The sequence below is a fragment of the Roseibium album genome (assembly GCF_965233825.1).
Lineage (GTDB): Bacteria > Pseudomonadota > Alphaproteobacteria > Rhizobiales > Stappiaceae > Roseibium > Roseibium album.
The window spans coordinates 5,378,586-5,398,835 of sequence record NZ_OZ247583.1 but is presented as its reverse complement, the minus strand read 5'-3'; the positions used below and the strand labels follow the sequence as shown (position 1 = coordinate 5,398,835).

Genomic DNA, 20,250 nt, shown 5'->3' with positions numbered 1-20,250 from the left:
CGGGATCAGGATGCTGTTTTCCAGGAACGTGACACTCAATATGGCAGCAGGCCTGGCGGCACCTGAGCGTAGAGCGGATCGCCATGCCAGAAAACATCGGTCGGACCCACGGCAAAGTCGATCAGGTTCCATCGATTGTACTGGTAACGCAGCAGGGCGAATGTCATGAGGCCATCCATGTATTCCGCCTGCATGGCATATGTCGTTCTGTTCAAGTCGATGACGCCGCCTCCCGGGCGCTGTGGACTGACCTGGACAAAGGCCCAGCCTGATCCGGCCCGCATCCAGTCAACGACAAATTCAACAGGTGGTCCGACGCGCGCTTCAAGCATCGGACGGATCGCGTTCAAAATGCCGCTTCGGTCCGCTGTCCCGCGTCCTGGCTCGTAGACGGATTGTGCCGAAGCCCCTAGACTGATCGAAATCAGGAGGAAGGCACCCAAGAGAATTCTCGTAAGCTTCTGAAAAAAATGATCAAAAAATCGAACTTCAGAAATTGAATCAAGCATGCTTTCCCCCGTCTGCAGAATCAAAAAGTCAGCTTCCTGAAATCCCGGAAAGGCTAACATGAAAACCATCGGTTTGCTTGGCGGAATGAGCTGGGAAAGCACGGTCACCTACTATCAGTTCCTGAACAGAATGGCCCGCGAAAAGCTGGGCGGACTGCATTCGGCGCAATGTCTCATCTGGTCCTTTGATTTTGCCGAGATCGAGGCTGCACAGGCATCGGGGGACTGGGACAGGGCGACTGACATGATGGTGAATGCTGCCCGTCAATTGGAGCGGGGCGGGGCGGATTGCCTGGTCATCTGCACAAACACGATGCACAAGATGGCCGGAGACGTGGAGGCGTCTGTCAACATTCCGCTTCTTCACATTGCCGATGCGACGGCGCCTTCGATCACGGAAAACGGCTGCAAGACACCTCTGCTCCTGGCAACCGGTTACACGATGGAGCAGGACTTCTACAAGGGACACTTGAAAGACATACACGGCATCGACGTGCGTGTGCCGGATGCGGACGACCGAACGGAAATTCATCGCATCATCTATGAAGAGTTGTGCAAGGGAGAGATCTGGGCCGACTCAAAGCAGACGCTCCTTGAAATCGTCGCAAAGGAACACGAAGCCGGGGCGGACGGTGTCATTTTCGGCTGCACGGAAATCGGGCTTCTGGTATCAGCCGATGACTTCAGCATTCCCTCATTTGACACAACAGCTCTGCATGCTCGGGCAGCGTTGAAATTCGCGCTGGAAACCGGTTGATCGTGTGAATTTCAAGTGTGACAGGCCTGCTTCACGAATAGGGATACGCCAAGCTGCATCACTGCTTCTGACGACCGCATTGATCTGCCTCGCATAATGAGTGTTTTGAAAGTAATTAAGAAATAAATTATGAAATTGTTATGTAAGATATCGCATTTATATCTTTAATTTCTAGTAAGAATTTTTGTGTTGTTTAGTTCGGCAGCGCCAATTCTTGAGATTTCTGCGGCCATTTCATGGGGAGCCAATTGTACGGTGGGCCGAGATCGGGTTGGCCATCGGGCCATGCGGACATCTTCGGACTGCGTCAGGGGAGCGGTTGGCCTGTCGAAAAAAGTCGACCGGATGCCGAAGCGCCTCCTACTTTAGGCCATGTATATTCAAGGTTTAGCGGGTCGCCGGAATTCATCACCTGGTAGAAAGTTACCTGTCAATTTTCGCAGGTGTGTTTGAATATTCAATTAGCTAAAGTTGAAAAAGTTAATCCGTAAGGATGCGTTAATTTCTTAAGTGCGAATTTATGCTCCATCTACGTAAGCGCTTACACGATCGCTATCGATTCGCTCAGTTCGCTAGTCATTCTTTCGTATTCCGAGGTGGAAAAAATGCTCAAGAATATACCCGTCACGCTGAAAATTTTCGGCGGCTTCGGAATAATACTATTGCTTCTTGTCGTGACGGGGGCGACAGGTGCATTGAACCTGAGCAGCGGCAATGATCAGTTCAAACGATACCGCTCAATCGCCTTGCAAGCCAACCAGGCGGGTCGGGTTCAGGCGAACCTTCTGGAAACACGGCTGGCGGTCAAGAATTTCATTATCAACGGTTCCGAAGACGCAATTGCGACAGTGGAAAAACGTGCGGCCAGCACGCTGGATCTCGCCGGAAGACTTGGTGAAATGGTCGATTCAGATGCCAAGAAACAGACGGTCACCGTAGCGTCCGAAGAAATGCAGGCATATATCCAGGCGTTTGGTGAAGTCACAGCGCTTCAGGAGCAGCGAAACAAGCTGGTTCTTGGCTCCCTTGATGTTCTTGGACCGCAAATTGAGCGCGACCTGACTGCCGTGATGAAAAGCGCGCATGATGACGATGATGCGACGGCTGCCTATTATGCCGGGAACGTGCAACGCAATTTGCTGTTGATGCGTTTGTATTCCGGCAAGTTTCTGATTTCCAACAAGCAGGCGGACTTCGAACGGGCAATCAAGGAATCCGAAGAATTTACCGCCAATTACGAAACCCTGATCGCTTCGTTGCAAAATTCGGAACGCAGAGAGCTGGCGCAGGAAGCGGAACAACTCTTCGTACAGTACGTTTCTGCCTTCAACGACGTTCGCGAGACAATACTTCAGAGAAATGCCATCATCGCCGGGACGCTTGATACGGTTGGGCCAAAGGTTGCTTCGGAAATGGAGCAGTTAAAGCTGGGCGTGAAAAAAGAGCAGGATTCGCTCGGCCCAAAAACAACGGCCGCCCTTGAAACTGCCGTTACCGTAACGATTGCGATCGTCACCGTCAGTATCCTTCTTGGTTCCCTGGCTGCCTGGTTTATCGGGATGGGAATTTCCAAGCCGATCAATTCGATTACAGTCTCGATGAAATCCCTGGCGGAAGGCGACAAGACCGCAGAAATTCCGGATCAGAACCGCAAGGATGAGGTTGGCCTGATGGCGGCAGCCGTTCAGGTCTTCAAGGAAAACATGATCAAGGCGGACGAGCTTTCCGATCGAGAGGCCAAGGAGGCTGAAACGCGGGAAGCCCGTTCCCGAGCAATCGAGAACCTGACACAGGAATTCGACACAAGTGTTTCCGACTTGTTGGGAGGAGTTGCTGGGGCCTCCACCGAAATGGAATCAACCGCTCATTCCATGTCGAACATTGCAAGTGACACAAACGACCGGGCATCGACAGTCGCAAATGCTGCAGAAAATGCCTCCGCAAACGTTCAGACGGTGGCGAGTGCGACCGAAGAACTGAGCAGTTCAATTCAGGAAATCTCCCGCCAGGTGTCTCAATCCGCTGAAATTGCAGGACGGGCTGTCGAGCAGGCCACAAGTACCGACCAGCAGGTACAGGGACTGGCGATAGCAGCGCAGAAGATTGGCGATGTCGTTAAACTGATTTCCGATATTGCGGAGCAAACCAACCTGCTTGCGCTCAATGCAACTATCGAGGCAGCCCGGGCCGGGGAGGCAGGCAAGGGATTTGCCGTTGTTGCGGCTGAAGTCAAGGATCTTGCCAGTCAGACAGGCAAGGCGACGGAGGAAATCGGTCAGCAAATCGCGAGCATTCAGACAGAGACAGAAGGCGCGGTGGCCGAAATTCAGAGTATCGGCAAGACGATTGCGGACATCAACGAGATTGCTTCGGGAATTGCCTCGGCTGTCGAAGAGCAGACCGCTGCAACTCAGGAAATTGCTCTCAGTGTCGAACAGGCAGCAGCTGGAACCGGTGAAGTGACCTCCAACATTCTGGAGGTGACCCGAGCCGCCAGCGAAACCGGATCGGCCGCGACACAGGTGACAGCGACGGCATCTGAACTCAGCAGCAAGTCCGAACAGCTCAAGGCACAGGTCGAGAAGTTCCTGGCCGAAGTCAGAGCTGCCTGATCCAATGGAGGGAGTTGTGGATCTCAGCTCCCTTTCAAAATTCTTCCTGACAATCGATCGGGCGAAAAATCTGGCGAACAATAGGAGGGAATGATGGGTGAAGTGGTTTCAATCCTGGGATTTCTGCCTTCTGATGATATCGACAGTTCCAAAAATGAAATGTTGATCGCCGGTTTTCAGAGATTGGTGGATTGTTGGGAAGCCGATGGTGTCGACAGCTATTTCGACAAGTCCGGCGAAGTGGTTGCACTGTCGCGCAACATTATTGAAATGCTCGAATTGTCAAAAACAAATCCGAGCGAGGCGGTGATCGTCCGAAAACTGGCGAAACAGGTAGCAATCGTCATTGACAACTACTCCAGCAGTGTTTGCGTGCTTGGAAAAAACCGATGAAATGCAATGCAGGCTTCAGTCGGGTTCTGTTCAGATTGACCTCAGGCTGAACGCGCCGAGCCAGTACCGCTATCGTCATCTGGGTTCCTCTGGAGCTGACCAGATCGGATCCTGCAGCCTGGCTGTGGTCAGGTTCGGACCGGAAATTCCTTGGGCCTGCAAGAGCGCATTGCGGCTTTTATGATCGATCGAAATTCCTGCTTCTCATCCAGGTGATCAGCGACATTCAAATCATCATACTGCGTTCTAGTCGCCGGCAGTCGGCGCGGTTTTTACAAAACTTGCTCTCGATCTGAACATCTCAAGCCAGCGGGACAACACCGGAGCGCTCTTCAGGAGCAGGGCACCTTCTTCCGCCTGCTGAAACAGATGCATCATCGAGGCCGCGTGACAGTCAGCGAGGGTCAACTGGTTGCCGAGAAGAAACGGCCCGGACCGCGTCAATTCTTCAAGCGCCGTGACAATTCGTCGGGCCTGACCGATTGCCGATGAGATCCTGACCTCGTCCGGAGCGCTGCCGTCGCGCGGCTTCACCACACGCTCGACATAGATCTCCCAGACAAGCGTCGAATAGGCATAGGCGTCCAGGATGGACAGGATCTGGTTCATCCGTGCTCGCACCTGAATGTCGTCAGGCTGAAGCGCGGGGCCTTCAAGCTGCTCATCGACATAGCGCATAATGGCGCCGGTCTCGTAAATGACGAATGTGCCGTGCCTTAGAGTGGGGATTTTCGCAAAGGGATTCAGCGCCCGATAGCTGTCCGGTGGGCCACCGGGCGCGAAGACATCAATCGGACACAGGGTGTAGTCGATGCCCTTTTCCTCAAGCGTCAACCTGGCTGAGCGCACATAAACTGAATAGTCCGAGCCGAATAATTCGATCATCTGTGTCCGCTCATCTTGTTGGCCGGCATCAGCCTGGTGGTTCCGTCGATGTTGCATGTCCCCGGAGCAGGGACCGGTCAATAGAGACATTAGCTTGCGTCAAATGACTGAACAACGGGCCTCAGCCCTGTTAATTTTCCGGAGGGGTACGACGCGATTGTTTTCCGTGTCTTGAACAAGCCGAAAAATGCTGTTCAAAGCCTTTGATCGCGAGGTTTTTCCAGGTTGTGGCGCACTTGTTTGTTATCGCCAAGCAATTACGTTTCTTTTTTTAGACGTTCCCGAGGTGAATAAAACTCAGGACTATTCTTACGTGTAATTGCGTTGTGTTCTTTTGTATTAATAAGACAAAATTATAATAGTTTCGAGGAATTTTGTTCTCGAATAATACTTTTATTCTCTAGTTCGTGTTGAGCTCTCTGGTACTGTTAATAATTGTACCCTCCTGCATCATTTCTGCAGGTCTTATATTTCATGGAAAAACGACTTTTATAGGGAGATTTATCATGAGCAATGGAGAATATGAAGTTATTGCCACGGTCTCACCTCGCTCGCTTGGCCCGACAACATTATTTGACGCGGAGGAAGCGATCACCAGTGACAATGTAAAACAGTTCAACTCCGATCCTTCGGACGTCCGCGATACAAAGCGCGCCTTGAGCCGGGCGGGGTTCCATGTCTTTGAAGAGGCGTCGAACGAAACAACAATATCAATCGGCGGTACCGCGAAGCTCTTCAAGGATTTTTTCGGAGCAAAACTGACTAAGCAAAAAGCGGAAATCCGTCCGGAGACGACTGTCGAGTTCATGGCGACAAGCGAGGAGCCGGAGGCAGCCCTCATGAATGCGCCCGACGAATTCAGCAAGCTGATCGAAGGCGCAGTTGTTGCACGTCCTCCCACCTATTTCGCGACTCACCCGATCCCGCCGCTCGCATCGGTTCACAAGGATGCTTACCCCTATCTGATGGTCCCCGATGGTGTTGCCGTCGTGTTGAGAGCGGCCCGGGTTCACCGGCTCGGAGTGACAGGCAAGAACATTGTGGTCGGGATGCTTGATACCGGCCACTACCGGCACCCGTTTTTCAGTTCCCGCGGCTACAGGCTTCTGTCCACGATCCTGGCCCCGGGGGCGACGGACCCGGCCGATGACACCAACGGCCATGGCACAGGAGAAAGTGCCAACGTGTTCGCCTGTGCGCCGGACTGTAAATTGCGCATGACCAAGATGGGTAACGATACAGTTGGGGCGATAAATGCGGCGTTGAATGCCAACCCCAAACCACAAATTCTGACAAACAGCTGGGGTTACAGCGTCGATACACCCGGGACCACGATCCCGAACTGGCTGAAGCCCCTGGAAGCAGCGGTTGCCAATGCGGTAGCCCAGGGTGTTGTCGTGTGTTTTTCGGCCGGTAACGGTCACTTCGGGTTCCCGGGAAGCCATCCGGACGTGATATCCGTCGGTGGTGTCCACGTGAACCTTCCTGATGAGAACGACTTTGAAGCTTCCAGTTATGCCTCAAGTTTCAATTCAACCTGGTATCCGGGGCGCCAGGTGCCCGACCTTTGCGGGCTGACCGGCAAAGGCGTCAATATCGGCGGAACCAAAGCGCCAAGCCTGATGTTGCCGGTCCAGTCGGGAGCGTCTCTGGATGGCATCGCACCGTCAACCGGCTCGAACACGGACGGGTGGGGACTGTTTTCCGGAACTTCCGCCGCGTGTCCGCAGATCGCAGGAATTTGCGCCCTGATCCTTGAAAAGGATGCGTCGCTTACGCCTGCACAGGTAAAGGACAGCCTGATCAAGAGTGCCCGTGACGTCAAAAAGGGCACAACCCAAATGGGTCACACCGCCACGAGCGGTCCCGATCTTGCGACCGGAGCGGGGCTTGCAGATGCCAAATGGGCATATATCAATACGATGGGTGACGTTGCAGCTACGTTCTTCAACGCCACACGCGAGAAACAGCTGGCAATGGTGACGTCGGGCTCCATGCCGGAATTTTCCAAGGAGTTTATCGACGACATGATAGATACCTTGCGCTCAAGGTAAGGCCTGTAGCAGGCTGAGGAAAGATCGGCATGCGCACGGTGCGCATGCCTTTGTCGGCAATTTGTCCTGAAAGTGGAGACCAATGACGGACGACGACACAGTCTACGGCGCGCAGGTGGTGCTCAAACGAGCCGACGGAACGTCCATCCTGGATGCACAAGAGGCGCTGACCGCCAGCGTGATAGACAAATACAGGGTCCCCCCGGAAGTCCGCGACACCGCGCGCAAGGCGCTGGAAGGATTTGGCTTTCGGGTCACCGGAGATGACGGGACGACGATTTCAATCGAGGGGTCCAGAACGAAATTTGTCGAGACATTCGGAATTGAGGCCGGTGCGGAGGCGGTGGGTGTTGCAGCCCACGCCACCCGGATGCCGGCCAATGTCAGCGACTATGTCGCGGACGTGATCGTACCACCATCGCCTTCATTCTTTTGACATTGCGACGCGGATCCACGCACTAGAGATCCGCCATTTCCTTCGCCAGGTTTTCATCGATCTTGTCGAGAAAACCCGTTGTCGTCAGCCAGCCCTGATCCGGACCCACGAGCAAGGCAAGATCCTTGGTCATGTAACCGGATTCAACGGTTTTGATACAAACGCTTTCAAGCGTCCTGGCAAAACCGGCCAGCTTGTCATTGCCGTCTAGTTTCGCCCGGTGGGCAAGGCCACGGGTCCAGGCGAAGATCGAGGCGATCGAATTGGTCGACGTGCTTTCGCCCTTCTGATGCTGGCGATAGTGACGCGTAACCGTGCCATGGGCAGCTTCCGCTTCCACGGTCTTGCCGTCTGGTGTCATCAGAACCGAAGTCATCAGACCGAGAGAACCGAACCCTTGCGCAACTGTGTCGGATTGGACATCACCGTCATAGTTCTTGCAGGCCCAGACATAACCGCCTGACCACTTGAGTGCAGAGGCGACCATGTCATCGATCAGGCGATGCTCATACCAGATACCCGCATCAGCATATCCGTCCTTGAATTCGGCATCGTAGATCTCCTGGAAAAGATCCTTGAAACGCCCGTCATAAGCCTTGAGAATCGTGTTCTTGGTGGAAAGATAGCAGGGCACCTTGCGTTGCAGCGCGTAGTTCAGTGACGCGCGGGCGAAATCACGGATCGAGTCATCAAGATTGTACATGGCCATTGCGACACCGGAGGAGGGGGCGTCATAGACGTCGCGCTCGATTTCGGTTCCGTCCTCGCCGACAAACTTGATTGTCAGCTTGCCCTTGCCCGGGAACGTGAAATCTGTCGCTCGATATTGATCGCCAAAGGCATGGCGGCCGACGATGATCGGCTGTGTCCAACCGGGAACCAGCCGAGGGACGTTCTGCATGATGATCGGTTCGCGGAAAATGACGCCTCCCAGAATATTGCGGATCGTGCCGTTGGGAGACCGGTACATGCGCTTGAGGTCGAATTCCTCGACACGGGCTTCATCGGGCGTGATGGTTGCGCATTTGATCCCAACCCCGTGCTCCTTGATGGCATTGGCTGCGTCGACGGTGATCTGGTCGTCGGTTTCGTCGCGCTTTTGAATGGAGAGGTCGTAATACTGCAGATCGATGTCGAGATAGGGATGGATCAGCTTGTCCTTGATGAAGGTCCAGATGATACGTGTCATCTCGTCGCCATCGAGTTCGACGACCGGATTTTCGACTTTGATCTTTGCCATGGACGGATGTGCCTCGCGGGATTAGGTGCCGGGATCGGCGAACGAAGTCTTGCGATACAGAGTTGTACCGGAAAACAATTGTGCGCGCTTGTATACAATCGAAGTTTGCAATGCAACACGCTCCATTCCCGCTCGACTGAGATTGCGTTTTTTTTGCCGGTTAGGGCATATGACGCTTCGAAACAGCGCGTCTACAGAACAAAATGAAAGATAATCTGATTTTTTTTGCCTCTGACATGCTTTGAAAGATATCGAATGAACAATGGGTGAAGCGCTTTCATAACCTTTATCAGTGGTAAATTTGCGGGTGTTCCAGCCCGAAAGAGATTTTGCTTCAAAGTGTTTACTCTTGTTCAAATGAATGTATTTTGACTATTTACATTTTGTTAACTTATAGAATTTGAGAATATACACAAATAAAATTCAAATTTTAAAAAATTATACTTTGCAATACTATTTTTTATATACCCCAAGTTGGTGGATAGCTTGCTTTCCGTAACCCAGAGTATGGGCCGTCTGCTGCAGGATTTTTGATTTTGCGGATCTAGGGAAACCTGTTTTGAGAGGCTTCATGCATCCGGCATTTAATTTTGGGTTCAAAAACGGTCCAGTCATTCCACAGGCTGTCTTCGGGTCTTCCGTTGCCGCGAGTTTCAAGTCGGGGCGGTGGTCTTCAGAGATTTCTCAAGGGACACCGGCGATCGACCCGGAAGACACGGACATTTCCGGCGCAACTTCGTTCGGCGCACGTTGGATACAGTTTCTCGGATCAGGCCCGGCGTGGAAATCAGCGCGATCCCGCAAGGAAGATCCTACCGACACTGATGTCGCTGAAGTGGAAGACGACGCTTCTGGTTCTTCTGTTGAGCCTGACATGAGCGATGCCGGAAACGACAGCCCGCTCAAGGCGCTTTTCGATTCACTCTTTGATGGCGAACCTGACGCGAACGGTGAAGGCAACCAACCTGCGAGACCGGACACAAATACCCCGGTAGCTGAACCGGGGGGCGCTACCGAAAACACCGATCATGATGCCCGTTCCACTGAGCAGGCTGCGCAGCCGGGGGAAGGCGACAGCACGGCATCGGTTTTCGAAGCCTTTGCCCCAGCGGTTGGTGACGACGGCATTATCCTGCATGATCAAACCTGCCCATGCCCGGGATGTGGTGCCCGGGAAGAAAGCAGCGTGACGCTCAATGCGGATTCTGAAGCGGGTCTGAGCTCGACTGGAACGACTTCCGCGCCGTCTACGCTGGGAGATATGGCAGACTATCTGACCAGCGGTTACTGGGCGGACAAGGGACTGAATGTTTCCAATTCGGAAGGGACATTGTCCCACAATCTTGGAACATCCGGAACCGACGCCAACAATGGCGTTCTCCATTACAACCTCTCCGGTTTTTCCTCCGACAGCAATGGCATCACCGAAGAACGCAAGGTTCTGGTGCGTGAGGCCTTCAAGTTGTTCGAAGCGACGCTTGGCATTGATTTCGAAGAAACGACTTCGACAAACACGTCTGAAGTCGATTTTTTCTTCAGCGACAATTCCTCCGGTGCCTGGGCCAACTACAGCTACTACAGCAGCGGCACAATTGCGGCGAGCTATGTGAATGTTGCCAGCTCCTGGTCGGGGGGAACGTCGACCTACAACGACTACACGCTGCAAACGATCTTCCACGAGATCGGTCATGCGCTCGGCCTCGGTCACCAGGGCAACTACAACGGCTCTGCGACCTTCGGTGTCAGCAACAATTTTGCAAATGACAGCTGGCAGGCATCGATGATGTCCTATTTCAGCCAGACAGAGAATACGAATGTAGATGCGTCGGGTGCGCTTTTGCAAACACCGATGTCCGTCGACTGGATGGCGCTGGATGCGATCTACGGGTCACAAGGTTACGGCGTTTCGAATGCATTTACAGAAAACACGACCTGGGGCTTCAACACGACGGTAACGTCCGATGTGAGTGATATCTGGGCGCAATGGTCAAGCTATGCGCACAGGACCGCGTCAACAATTGTCGACAGCGGTGGCATCGATACGCTCGACCTGTCGGGCTATGGCAACAATTCCGTAATCAACCTTGCGCCAAGCGACAGTCAGTCAACGGGACCTTCGGTATCAAGCATCGGCGGCAGAACCGGAAACCTGACAATTGCGGAAGGCACGATCATTGAAAACGCGATCGGCGGTTCGGGAGCGGAGACGTTCCATGGCAATAGTGCCGACAATACCCTGACCGGGAATGGTGGCAACGATACATTCCACGACAGCGCGGGCAATGACACTTATCTCGGTGGATCGGGAACGGATACGGCTATCTTCTCCGGCAATTTTTCGGACTACAGTTTTGCAGTGAGCGGCTCGTTCCTTCAGGTCATCAATGTTGCCGTGGACCTTGTGGAGTTTACGGTCGAGTGGCTTGGGTTTGCAGATCAGACAGTCAGCCATCAGTCCATCCTGGATTCGCTCGAGGCGGACACGAATTCCGCGCCCGATGCTGAAAACGACGGTTACACCGTTGGCGAGGATGGCCTGCTTTCCGGCCAGAACCTTCTTGCCAATGATACGGATGCCGATGGCGACGGTCTGTCGGTTGCCTCGGTCAACGGCTCTTCCGCTTCGGTCGGTTCCCAGATCGTGCTGGATTCCGGTGCGCTGCTGACGGTGAATGCCGACGGAACATTTGACTATGACCAGAACGGTGCATTCGATCACCTGGGCGATGAAGAGACCGCAACGGAGACCTTCAGCTATGTTGCCAGTGACGGCGAGGGGAACTCCGAACCGGCAACGGTGACGATCACCATTGAAGGATCGCATGACAACACGGCACCGGTCTCGGCCGACGACAGCTACACTGTCGGTGAGGATGGTCTGCTTTCCGGCCAGAACCTTCTTGCCAATGATACGGATGCCGATGGTGACGGCCTGTCGGTGGCGTCGGTCAACGGCTCTTCCGCTTCAGTCGGCTCGCAGATCGTGCTGGATTCCGGTGCGCTGCTGACGGTGAATGCCGACGGCACGTTCTCTTATGACCAGAACGGTGCATTCGATCACCTGGGCGATGAAGAGACTGCAACGGAGACCTTCAGCTATGTTGCCAGTGACGGAGAGGGGAACTCCGAACCGGCAACGGTGACGATCACCATTGAAGGATCGCATGACAACACGGCACCGGTCTCGGCCGACGACAGCTACACTGTCGGTGAGGATGGCCTGCTTTCCGGCCAGAACCTTCTTGCCAATGATACGGATGCCGATGGTGACGGCCTGTCGGTTGCCTCCGTCAACGGCTCTTCCGCTTCGGTCGGTTCCCAGATCGTGCTGGATTCCGGCGCACTGCTGACGGTGAATGCCGACGGCACATTCTCTTATGACCAGAACGGTGCCTTTGATCACCTGGACGATGAAGAGACCGCAACGGAGACATTCTCTTATGTTGCCAGCGACGGCGAGGGGAACTCCGAACCGGCAACGGTGACGATCACCATTGAAGGATCGCATGACAACACGGCACCGGTCTCGGCCGACGACAGCTACACTGTCGGTGAGGATGGCCTGCTTTCCGGCCAGAACCTTCTTGCCAATGATACGGATGCCGATGGCGACGGTCTGTCGGTTGCCTCGGTCAACGGCTCTTCCGCTTCGGTCGGTTCCCAGATCGTGCTGGATTCCGGTGCGCTGCTGACGGTGAATGCCGACGGAACATTTGACTATGACCAGAACGGTGCATTCGATCACCTGGGCGATGAAGAGACCGCAACGGAGACCTTCAGCTATGTTGCCAGTGACGGCGAGGGGAACTCCGAACCGGCAACGGTGACGATCACCATTGAAGGATCGCATGACAACACGGCACCGGTCTCGGCCGACGACAGCTACACTGTCGGTGAGGATGGTCTGCTTTCCGGCCAGAACCTTCTTGCCAATGATACGGATGCCGATGGTGACGGCCTGTCGGTGGCGTCGGTCAATGGCTCTTCCGCTTCGGTCGGCTCGCAGATCGTGCTGGATTCCGGTGCGCTGCTGACGGTGAATGCCGACGGCACGTTCTCCTATGACCAGAACGGTGCATTCGATCACCTGGGCGATGAAGAGACTGCAACGGAGACCTTCAGCTATGTTGCCAGTGACGGCGAGGGGAACTCCGAACCGGCAACGGTGACGATCACCATTGAAGGATCGCATGACAACACGGCACCGGTCTCGGCCGACGACAGCTATACTGTTGGCGAGGATGGCCTGCTTTCCGGCCAGAACCTTCTTGCCAATGATACGGATGCCGACGGAGAAGGCCTGTCGGTGGCGTCGGTCAACGGCTCTTCCGCTTCAGTCGGCTCGCAGATCGTGCTGGATTCCGGTGCGCTGCTGACGGTGAATGCCGACGGCACGTTCTCTTATGACCAGAACGGTGCATTCGATCACCTGGGCGATGAAGAGACTGCAACGGAGACCTTCAGCTATGTTGCCAGTGACGGAGAGGGGAACTCCGAACCGGCAACGGTGACGATCACCATTGAAGGATCGCATGACAACACGGCACCGGTCTCGGCCGACGACAGCTACACTGTCGGTGAGGATGGCCTGCTTTCCGGCCAGAACCTTCTTGCCAATGATACGGATGCCGATGGTGACGGCCTGTCGGTTGCCTCCGTCAACGGCTCTTCCGCTTCGGTCGGTTCCCAGATCGTGCTGGATTCCGGCGCACTGCTGACGGTGAATGCCGACGGCACATTCTCTTATGACCAGAACGGTGCCTTTGATCACCTGGACGATGAAGAGACCGCAACGGAGACATTCTCTTATGTTGCCAGCGACGGCGAGGGGAACTCCGAACCGGCAACGGTGACGATCACCATTGAAGGATCGCATGACAACACGGCACCGGTCTCGGCCGACGACAGCTACACTGTCGGTGAGGATGGCCTGCTTTCCGGCCAGAACCTTCTTGCCAATGATACGGATGCAGATGGTGACGGCCTGTCGGTTGCCTCCGTCAACGGCTCTTCCGCTTCGGTCGGCTCGCAGATCGTGCTGGATTCCGGTGCGCTGCTGACGGTGAATGCCGACGGAACATTTGACTATGATCCGAATGGCGCGTTTGACGAACTCGACGCCGGTGAAAAGGGCGCCGACAGCTTCACCTATCAGGTCTCGGACGGTAACGGTGGCCTTGATACGGCGACGGTGAACCTTACCATTGACGGTGAGACAACACCCGATGAGGACCCGATTCCGGATCCGGTTCCGGGCACCGACAAGCCGGTGGTCATCGATTTCGAAGGTCTGGCACCTGGTGAATACATGGGCGAGGCAGGATTCTCACTCGCGGGGATCAACGTCACGACAGATGGCCAATTGGCAGGCTCCCTGTCCGGGGCGACATCAGGCTTCACGATTTCGGCAGGTGGCTCGGATTTCGATCTTGACGGCATTTTGCTTCAATCCGTGACCCGCAGGGCGCGCGTGACTGTTGAAGCCTATGATGACGGTGTTCTTGTCGGATCGATGAAGGTTCGCATCAACTCAAAAGGCACTTACGAACTTGAACTGGATGAAAGGTTCGACAGCGTCGATGAAGTGGTGGTGAGCAGCCGAAGGGACAAACCCTTTTATGTCGACAACATCTCACTGGTGACGCAGACGGAAGGACCGTCCGGAGGCAATCAGGGGCCCGTCGCGTTCGATGACAGTTTCGCGACGAACGAATCTGGTGTTGTGAGCGGTAACCTTCTGGGCAACGACAATGATCCGGACGGTGGCGAAATGTCCTTGCAGACCGTTGCCGGCCGATCCGACGGCACGGCAGTTCTCGCTTCAGGCGCCATTGTCACATTCGCGAGCGACGGCACGTTCAGCTATGATCCGAATGGTGCATTTGACCATCTTTCCGACGGTGAAACGGCAACCGACATCTTTGTCTATGACGTTGCAGACAGCAATGGCGGAACCGACACGGCCGAAGTGGAAATAACCCTCAATGGCGAGGGAACGTCACCGGTGGAGACCCACATCGGTTTCGAAGGCGGCTCTCCGTGTCGCTGGTTTGACGAAGAAGATGAATTCGTCTTCACCAACACCTACGTGACGGCCCGCACTCGGGGTGTCTCGGAAGGAGATTACGCAGGACGCAGCTATGGTGACAGCCTTTCATTTGCGCGTGCCGACGGCGAAAGCTTCGATTTCGAAGAAGCAACCTTCACGGCTTTGGGCTGGCGCAAGGCGACTGTCACCGTAGAAGGTTATCTGGATGGCGAACTCGTCGGTGTGGAAGATTTCCGCATTCGCGCAAACAAAGAAAAGACGCTTTCCCTGTCCGATGAGATCTTCGATGAAGTTGATGAGGTCGTTGTAACGTCCAATTATGGCGTCATACTTGACGATATGACCCTTATGGTTTGATCCGTTTATCGGCACTGCGATACCGTGGACCGGGCAGACAGGTGGATCTCCTGTCTGCCTTTTTGCGTGATGGAAGGGTGGCCAGGTCGGCTCCCGTGACTTCCGTCATGCGTCAAATTTGCATCAGCCGGCTTCGTTCAAGACATGACCGGGCAACGCCCGTGGAAAATATGTGACGATGCCGCATTTCGACGGCTCACGGCAAAAATGCGCTTGCACCTGTTCCTGGAAAGAGGCAATCCTCGCTTATGGATGGTTCCGCCGATACGAACGTGAAGGCGGATGAAATGGGAACACGGTGAGGCGTACCCAACAGGGGCCTAGACCGTGGCTGCCCCCGCAACTGTGAGCGGCGAGCAAAGCCCGACATGCCACTGGCCGATATGGCCGGGAAGGCGGGCTGCGCAAGGACCCGTAAGCCAGGAAACCTGCCATCCAAACGGTCGCTCCGACCAATTCAGGAAACCTATCGCGCACGGAGGGTGCGCAAAGGAGAAAAACATGCATATCGAACCTGGCATCGTTGATGGTGCCAAAATCGTACTCAGCTATGGCACGGCTGCCGCTTCCTTCGGTCTACTCGGAAAACTCGCGCTTGATACGGTGCGCAAAAGTGGTGTTTCCGGTCTTGCCGTCCGTTCCCTGATTACCTCGCTTCTGGTCTTCAGCTTTTTCGAGCTGCTGCCGCATTACCCGGTCGGAGTGTCCGAGGTGCACTTCATTCTCGGCGCAACCCTGTTCCTGATGTTCGGTGCGGGACCTGCGGCGATCGGCCTGGCCGCCGGCCTTGCCCTGCAGGGTTTCCTCATCGCTCCGTTCGATCTGCCGCAATACGGCATCAACGTGACAACTCTGATCGTGCCGCTGTGGGCCGTGAGCCTGCTGGCAAAGAAAATCATCCCTGAAAAAACGGCCTATGTGGATGTCTCCTATGCGCAGGCCCTGGCGCTGTCGACGACCTATCAGGGGGGTGTTGTCGCCTGGGTCGCCTTCTGGGCATTTTACGGACAGGGTTTCGGCGCAGAAAACCTGGCGTCAGTCGGGACTTTCGGAATTGCCTACATGCTGGTCGTTCTGGGTGAGCCCCTTCTGGACCTGGCCGTTCTTGCGGGAGCCAAGACACTGGCACCATTCACAAGAACGATGGCGTTCAACAGCCGTCTTCACCAACCTGCTGCCTGAAACGCGGGCTGTTTTCAAATACGGGAAAGGGCGGCAACGGGCCGCCCTTTTTTTTGGCGATGGCACTGGTGGTATCGGTTCAGGGGAAAAACCCGATCAGGTCGGCTGCACTTTCCAGAACAACATCCGCATGCGGCGAAAGTTCCTGCCGTGCGCTCGTTCCTGTCAGAACTCCGATCGTCAGGCCGGCACCGGCAGCATGAGCCATTTCGATGTCGTGGGTGTTGTCGCCGATGACCGCGATTCCAGACGTGGGAACGCTGATCGCGTCGGCAAATCCATGCACCATGCCGGGTTCAGGTTTGGGACCGTGACCTGTGTCATACCCCGTCACGAAGTCGAATTTCGGTGCAAGGTTCGTGCCCTCCAGAAAGGCGCGGATTGCAGCTTCGCTGTCGCTTGAAGCAACCCCCAGCCTGAAGCCACGCGCCAGGAGCGCATCCACTGCCTCTCGAATGCCAGGCAGAGGGGCGGCATCATGCATTTTTGAAACAAATATGCGGTCGAGCTCAGTGGTCAGATCCGCGAGGCCAAAATCCGCACCTCCGGCTATCCAGGCCTCGGCGATTTCTTCAGAATTGCCCGCAGCAAGCAGCGACCCGGCCTCCGATCTGCGCGTTGCAAGATCCAGTCCGGTCAGCTCAAGAAACCGCTCTGCATCGGTTGTCACACCTCTTGAAGCCAGCCTCGCCGCTTCCTCGTAGGCAGGTGTCCAGGTTGCGTCGAAGTCGAGCAGGGTGCCGTCCTTGTCGAAGAGGATCGCTTTTGTTGCGGCTTTTTTTCTTCGCAGTTCTTCAGACGTCATGCGGGCCTCTGATGTGTGCTTTGACTCTTTGGGTGACATCGGCACTCTATTCGAATTTCTCTCTGCAGGGAGATCGCAAAAGCGGCATTTTCAGATGTGAAAAAAAATCAGCGGCTGCGACAACAACGGCAATTCTACCGGCGAGCAACCCCAAAGCTCGCCAGATCAAGATTTCCACTCCAGCGCCATGCACCGAGAAACGGTTCGGACAATGTCCTGCGTCCGTGTACTGCCCCCGCCGGATGATGAACAAAGGACCCGGGCGGCGCTTGCCCATATGGCGCGCCTTCGAGAACCCACTCGGCATTCCCGGCGATCACAAAGTATGTTTCTTCCGCGGCGTGGCTGGAAGGCGGGTAGTCGGTCCCGGCCTCGGAGACGAGCAGGCCAACGCGAACCTCGTTGTCCCGGACATGCCCGTCCGGACCGAGCAACTCCGTGGTGTAGAGGCTGTTTGAAACGTCGTCGGCAAGCCCGGTGCCTTGCCAGTGTTCCCAGTCGAGACTGGCCGCGCATCCGAGCACAAGCCTTGCGCAGTCGATGGCGTTGTCGAGTGCACATACCTGCCGAAGCAGTGCACCGGGGTGGTCTCGTGCAGGCCTTGCGTAAAAAGGCCGCTTCGACGCAGCTCTAAGCCTGACTGCGGCTGCGTCACCGCCCGATCTTCCTTCCGCGCTGAAAGCCGATGCAATTGCCAGAAGCAGGGCGTCGAAGGCCAGGCGTTCCTTTGCTGCTAACGTCATCTGCGGCCTCCAGACTGATTTTTCATTTCGGCAAAACGTTCACCCTTGAAGACCCTGACGGGATTGCCGCGCTCCAGCAACCTGTGCAACTGGTTCTGCGCCGACCGGTCCCGCGCAAGGTTCTCCTCTCGCTTGAGGATGAACCGTGCCACCAGCCGGTCAAGGGCAACTCTACGGTTTCTGTGTTGAGAGCGTTCGTCGGTGGAGACGGCAACCAGTCCGGTCGGCAGGTGTGTGACCCGGACTCCACTGTCGGTGGTGTTCTGGTGCTGACCACCGGGACCACCGGAGCGGAAGGTCTCGATCCTGAGCGCACCGGTCTCCAGATCGATCTCCGGCAGGTCCGAATTGTCGACCGAAAACACGCCGACATACCAGTTCTGCCGTCTGTGATGTGCGCGGAAGGGGCTTTTACAGATCCATTGGACGGTGCCGATCCAGGTGTTCGTGAATTCCGGCATCTGATTTCCGGACAGTGTAACCAGCGCGGATGACGGATCCGCGCCGTCGCAGCCACCTGACACATCTGAACTGAACCGCAAGTCGGCTCGCCTTGCCTCGTGTTCCATTTGACGAAGAACGTGGGCGACGGCCCTGCGGCATTCACGGGGACCGTCACCGCTTGTCACCAGGAGGTGCTTTCGACTGGAAGTGCTCATCGCATCGCCCTCCTATCCTTCAGGCGACCGTGTTTGTCCCGCCGCGCGGCTGCGAGTTCCCGGTTCACCGCCTTCTTGAACGTCAACAGCGGTTTCAGCGTTGCAACAGATTGTGCCAAATCGGACGTCCGCAGGTCGTCCAGCACCTGGTTAGGATCCTTGTACGCGTTCGGTGCTTCCTCGATGAGGAGCTGGCGATCCTCGCAGATGACGTGTCCACCAAACGATGTCCGGATCAATCCGTCCCGGTCGGAACGGGTCGTTCCGGCGCGACCGGCCATCGACCGGCGATCATATTTTCGGCCCGAGCCGTGGGCAAGCGAGGCGAGTGCCTCCGGCCTGTTGGCCTTTGGCACCAGCAGATAGCTAAGGGCATCCCGGGATCCGGCGAGCGGAACCAGCGGCATGTCGGCTTTTGCCGCGCCCTTCCTGTGCAGAAGCCCGTCGTCGTGCTCCTCAATCAAGTTGTGGGGTGCGTCCGCAACCAGCCGAAGGTCCGAGCGGAGCGCACGCGCGGCTCTTTCGGCAATCAGCCTTCTATTGAGGCTCGCCCAGCGAACCGCGTCGTTGTGCGCTGCCAGGTAGGTCCGTCCGACGGTGCTGTCGAGGTCCAGCCCGGAAAAACTCTCCAGAACCGTACCGAACACGGCCATGCCAAGTGATCTGGACCCGGAGTGCACCAGCAGCATCAGGTCGCCTTTCCTGATATCCGTGCCCGCAAGCAGGCAATCATCGGACAAGCTGTCGAGCTCCTGCAATTCACAGAAATGGTTGCCGCCGCCAATGGTCCCAAGCGCGACCGGATGAAGATCAGTCGGCAGGCCATCAGCTGCAAGACAAGCGCCGGGGTCTCCATGCCACGGTTCTTCCAGCACACGGATTTTCTGTGCGGCCTTGTCGAGCCGCAGTTTGCGGGCCGGCAGGTCGAGCGCAAACAGGCTCATGCCACAGCCGATATCGTTGCCGATCAGTTGAGGATAGATGCGGTCAGCCAGAATTGCGCTGCCGACCGGGCCGTATTTGCCTGGGTGGAGGTCCGGAAACGCGGCGACATGCGACACACCGGCCAACCTGGAGACAAGATCGAGCTGTTCTTCAGCCGCGCCTTCGATCCAGGTGGTCCTGGAATAGAAACGATGGATGGGCGCAGCATCACTTGAAGACGCTAGCCCTTCCTTTTGAGAAGTGCCCATTTGGGAACCCTTTTGAAAACAGGAAATACATCGGGTGCAAGTCAGTCTTGCACCGGATTGCCTCCACCGCACCGCGAGCGCGGATCAGTACAGGTTTGCCGCCGTCCTGGGCGCGCGCAACATGATCGTCATGTCTTTCTGTCCCGTCTTCAAAAGTCATTGTGCCGCTTGGCGCGGTCGCAGTCACATAAGCCTTGGCCACGCAAACCACAACCCGCCAGCCTTCAGAGCGGACAGTTCGCTGGTGGGTGTTGTGGTTGTGCAACGAGGTCAGGCCGGCCGGACATGCCCGGGGACGAAAAAGATCAGGCGCACCACTGGGCGCGCCTGAAATCGTCAGGGAGTGACTCTGTTTCTTGCCGTCGGGATCAAAACC

General features: G+C 55.8%; 14 protein-coding genes and 1 riboswitch. Of the genes, 7 read left to right on the top strand and 7 right to left on the bottom strand.

Annotated features, from left to right (window positions below; translation table 11 throughout):
- Positions 1 to 35 precede the first annotated feature (35 nt).
- Positions 36 to 443: a hypothetical protein gene (locus ACO6TI_RS24820; protein ID WP_208992712.1), complete on the bottom strand. Its 408-nt coding sequence runs from the start codon at positions 441 to 443 to the stop codon at positions 36 to 38.
- 124 nt (positions 444 to 567) lie between these two features.
- Here ACO6TI_RS24820 and ACO6TI_RS24815 point away from each other — a divergent pair, with 124 nt between their 5' ends.
- From ACO6TI_RS24815 to ACO6TI_RS24805, 3 genes are all read left to right on the top strand, one after another.
- The gene (locus ACO6TI_RS24815; protein ID WP_196899710.1) at positions 568 to 1,266 is read left to right on the top strand and encodes an aspartate/glutamate racemase family protein; all 699 of its coding nucleotides are present in this window, start codon (positions 568 to 570) and stop codon (positions 1,264 to 1,266) included.
- 605 nt (positions 1,267 to 1,871) lie between these two features.
- Positions 1,872 to 3,878 carry a methyl-accepting chemotaxis protein gene (locus tag ACO6TI_RS24810; protein WP_348315184.1) on the top strand — a complete coding sequence of 669 codons (2,007 nt, stop codon included), beginning with the start codon at positions 1,872 to 1,874 and terminating at the stop codon, positions 3,876 to 3,878.
- Positions 3,879 to 3,971: 93 nt separating this feature from the next.
- The gene (locus tag ACO6TI_RS24805) at positions 3,972 to 4,271 is read left to right on the top strand and encodes a hypothetical protein (RefSeq protein WP_144436008.1); all 300 of its coding nucleotides are present in this window, start codon (positions 3,972 to 3,974) and stop codon (positions 4,269 to 4,271) included.
- A gap of 246 nt (positions 4,272 to 4,517) precedes the next feature.
- Here ACO6TI_RS24805 and ACO6TI_RS24800 read toward each other — a convergent pair whose 3' ends face one another.
- Positions 4,518 to 5,156, bottom strand: coding sequence for a glutathione S-transferase family protein (locus ACO6TI_RS24800; RefSeq protein WP_348315182.1), 639 nt, complete (start codon positions 5,154 to 5,156; stop codon positions 4,518 to 4,520).
- Positions 5,157 to 5,662: 506 nt separating this feature from the next.
- Here ACO6TI_RS24800 and ACO6TI_RS24795 point away from each other — a divergent pair.
- Positions 5,663 to 7,210: a S8 family serine peptidase gene (locus tag ACO6TI_RS24795; protein WP_104702110.1), complete on the top strand. Its 1,548-nt coding sequence runs from the start codon at positions 5,663 to 5,665 to the stop codon at positions 7,208 to 7,210.
- Positions 7,211 to 7,292: 82 nt separating this feature from the next.
- Positions 7,293 to 7,646 carry a hypothetical protein gene (locus tag ACO6TI_RS24790; RefSeq protein ID WP_197000876.1) on the top strand — a complete coding sequence of 118 codons (354 nt, stop codon included), beginning with the start codon at positions 7,293 to 7,295 and terminating at the stop codon, positions 7,644 to 7,646.
- A 22-nt stretch (positions 7,647 to 7,668) separates the two neighbouring features.
- Here ACO6TI_RS24790 and ACO6TI_RS24785 read toward each other — a convergent pair whose 3' ends face one another.
- Complete coding sequence (locus ACO6TI_RS24785; RefSeq protein WP_055116446.1) at positions 7,669 to 8,886, bottom strand: NADP-dependent isocitrate dehydrogenase; 1,218 nt, start codon at positions 8,884 to 8,886, stop codon at positions 7,669 to 7,671.
- A gap of 571 nt (positions 8,887 to 9,457) precedes the next feature.
- Here ACO6TI_RS24785 and ACO6TI_RS24780 point away from each other — a divergent pair.
- Positions 9,458 to 15,292 carry an Ig-like domain-containing protein gene (locus ACO6TI_RS24780; protein WP_422383576.1) on the top strand — a complete coding sequence of 1,945 codons (5,835 nt, stop codon included), beginning with the start codon at positions 9,458 to 9,460 and terminating at the stop codon, positions 15,290 to 15,292.
- A 236-nt stretch (positions 15,293 to 15,528) separates the two neighbouring features.
- A riboswitch (cobalamin riboswitch) is annotated at positions 15,529 to 15,742 on the top strand.
- Between the two features lie 51 nt (positions 15,743 to 15,793).
- The gene (locus ACO6TI_RS24775) at positions 15,794 to 16,474 is read left to right on the top strand and encodes an energy-coupling factor ABC transporter permease (RefSeq protein WP_055116442.1); all 681 of its coding nucleotides are present in this window, start codon (positions 15,794 to 15,796) and stop codon (positions 16,472 to 16,474) included.
- 79 nt (positions 16,475 to 16,553) lie between these two features.
- Here ACO6TI_RS24775 and ACO6TI_RS24770 read toward each other — a convergent pair whose 3' ends face one another.
- From ACO6TI_RS24770 to ACO6TI_RS24755, 4 genes are all read right to left on the bottom strand, one after another.
- Positions 16,554 to 17,279 (bottom strand): HAD family hydrolase, encoded by a 726-nt coding sequence (locus ACO6TI_RS24770; RefSeq protein WP_197000348.1) that lies wholly within the window; start codon positions 17,277 to 17,279, stop codon positions 16,554 to 16,556.
- Positions 17,280 to 17,413: 134 nt separating this feature from the next.
- On the bottom strand, positions 17,414 to 18,022 hold the full coding sequence (locus tag ACO6TI_RS24765) for a dimethylsulfonioproprionate lyase family protein (RefSeq protein WP_422383575.1): 609 nt from the start codon (positions 18,020 to 18,022) through the stop codon (positions 17,414 to 17,416).
- Positions 18,019 to 18,681, bottom strand: coding sequence for a peptide chain release factor H (prfH, locus tag ACO6TI_RS24760; protein WP_197000346.1), 663 nt, complete (start codon positions 18,679 to 18,681; stop codon positions 18,019 to 18,021). Before prfH ends, ACO6TI_RS24765 begins: the two co-directional genes overlap by 4 nt.
- Positions 18,678 to 19,874, bottom strand: coding sequence for an RNA ligase RtcB family protein (locus ACO6TI_RS24755; protein ID WP_422383574.1), 1,197 nt, complete (start codon positions 19,872 to 19,874; stop codon positions 18,678 to 18,680). Before ACO6TI_RS24755 ends, prfH begins: the two co-directional genes overlap by 4 nt.
- Positions 19,875 to 20,250 lie beyond the last annotated feature (376 nt).

What these genes read in the sequence shown, in the direction of transcription:
- ACO6TI_RS24755 (WP_422383574.1), bottom strand. Translation starts at nt 19,874, where the DNA reads ATGGGCACTTCTCAAAAGGAAGGGCTAGCGTCTTCAAGTGATGCTGCG.
- ACO6TI_RS24800 (WP_348315182.1), bottom strand. Translation starts at nt 5,156, where the DNA reads ATGATCGAATTATTCGGCTCGGACTATTCAGTTTATGTGCGCTCAGCC.
- prfH (WP_197000346.1), bottom strand. Translation starts at nt 18,681, where the DNA reads ATGAGCACTTCCAGTCGAAAGCACCTCCTGGTGACAAGCGGTGACGGT.
- ACO6TI_RS24780 (WP_422383576.1), top strand. Translation starts at nt 9,458, where the DNA reads ATGCATCCGGCATTTAATTTTGGGTTCAAAAACGGTCCAGTCATTCCA.
- ACO6TI_RS24765 (WP_422383575.1), bottom strand. Translation starts at nt 18,022, where the DNA reads ATGACGTTAGCAGCAAAGGAACGCCTGGCCTTCGACGCCCTGCTTCTG.
- ACO6TI_RS24770 (WP_197000348.1), bottom strand. Translation starts at nt 17,279, where the DNA reads ATGACGTCTGAAGAACTGCGAAGAAAAAAAGCCGCAACAAAAGCGATC.
- ACO6TI_RS24805 (WP_144436008.1), top strand. Translation starts at nt 3,972, where the DNA reads ATGGGTGAAGTGGTTTCAATCCTGGGATTTCTGCCTTCTGATGATATC.
- ACO6TI_RS24815 (WP_196899710.1), top strand. Translation starts at nt 568, where the DNA reads ATGAAAACCATCGGTTTGCTTGGCGGAATGAGCTGGGAAAGCACGGTC.
- ACO6TI_RS24785 (WP_055116446.1), bottom strand. Translation starts at nt 8,886, where the DNA reads ATGGCAAAGATCAAAGTCGAAAATCCGGTCGTCGAACTCGATGGCGAC.
- ACO6TI_RS24790 (WP_197000876.1), top strand. Translation starts at nt 7,293, where the DNA reads ATGACGGACGACGACACAGTCTACGGCGCGCAGGTGGTGCTCAAACGA.
- ACO6TI_RS24795 (WP_104702110.1), top strand. Translation starts at nt 5,663, where the DNA reads ATGAGCAATGGAGAATATGAAGTTATTGCCACGGTCTCACCTCGCTCG.
- ACO6TI_RS24775 (WP_055116442.1), top strand. Translation starts at nt 15,794, where the DNA reads ATGCATATCGAACCTGGCATCGTTGATGGTGCCAAAATCGTACTCAGC.
- ACO6TI_RS24810 (WP_348315184.1), top strand. Translation starts at nt 1,872, where the DNA reads ATGCTCAAGAATATACCCGTCACGCTGAAAATTTTCGGCGGCTTCGGA.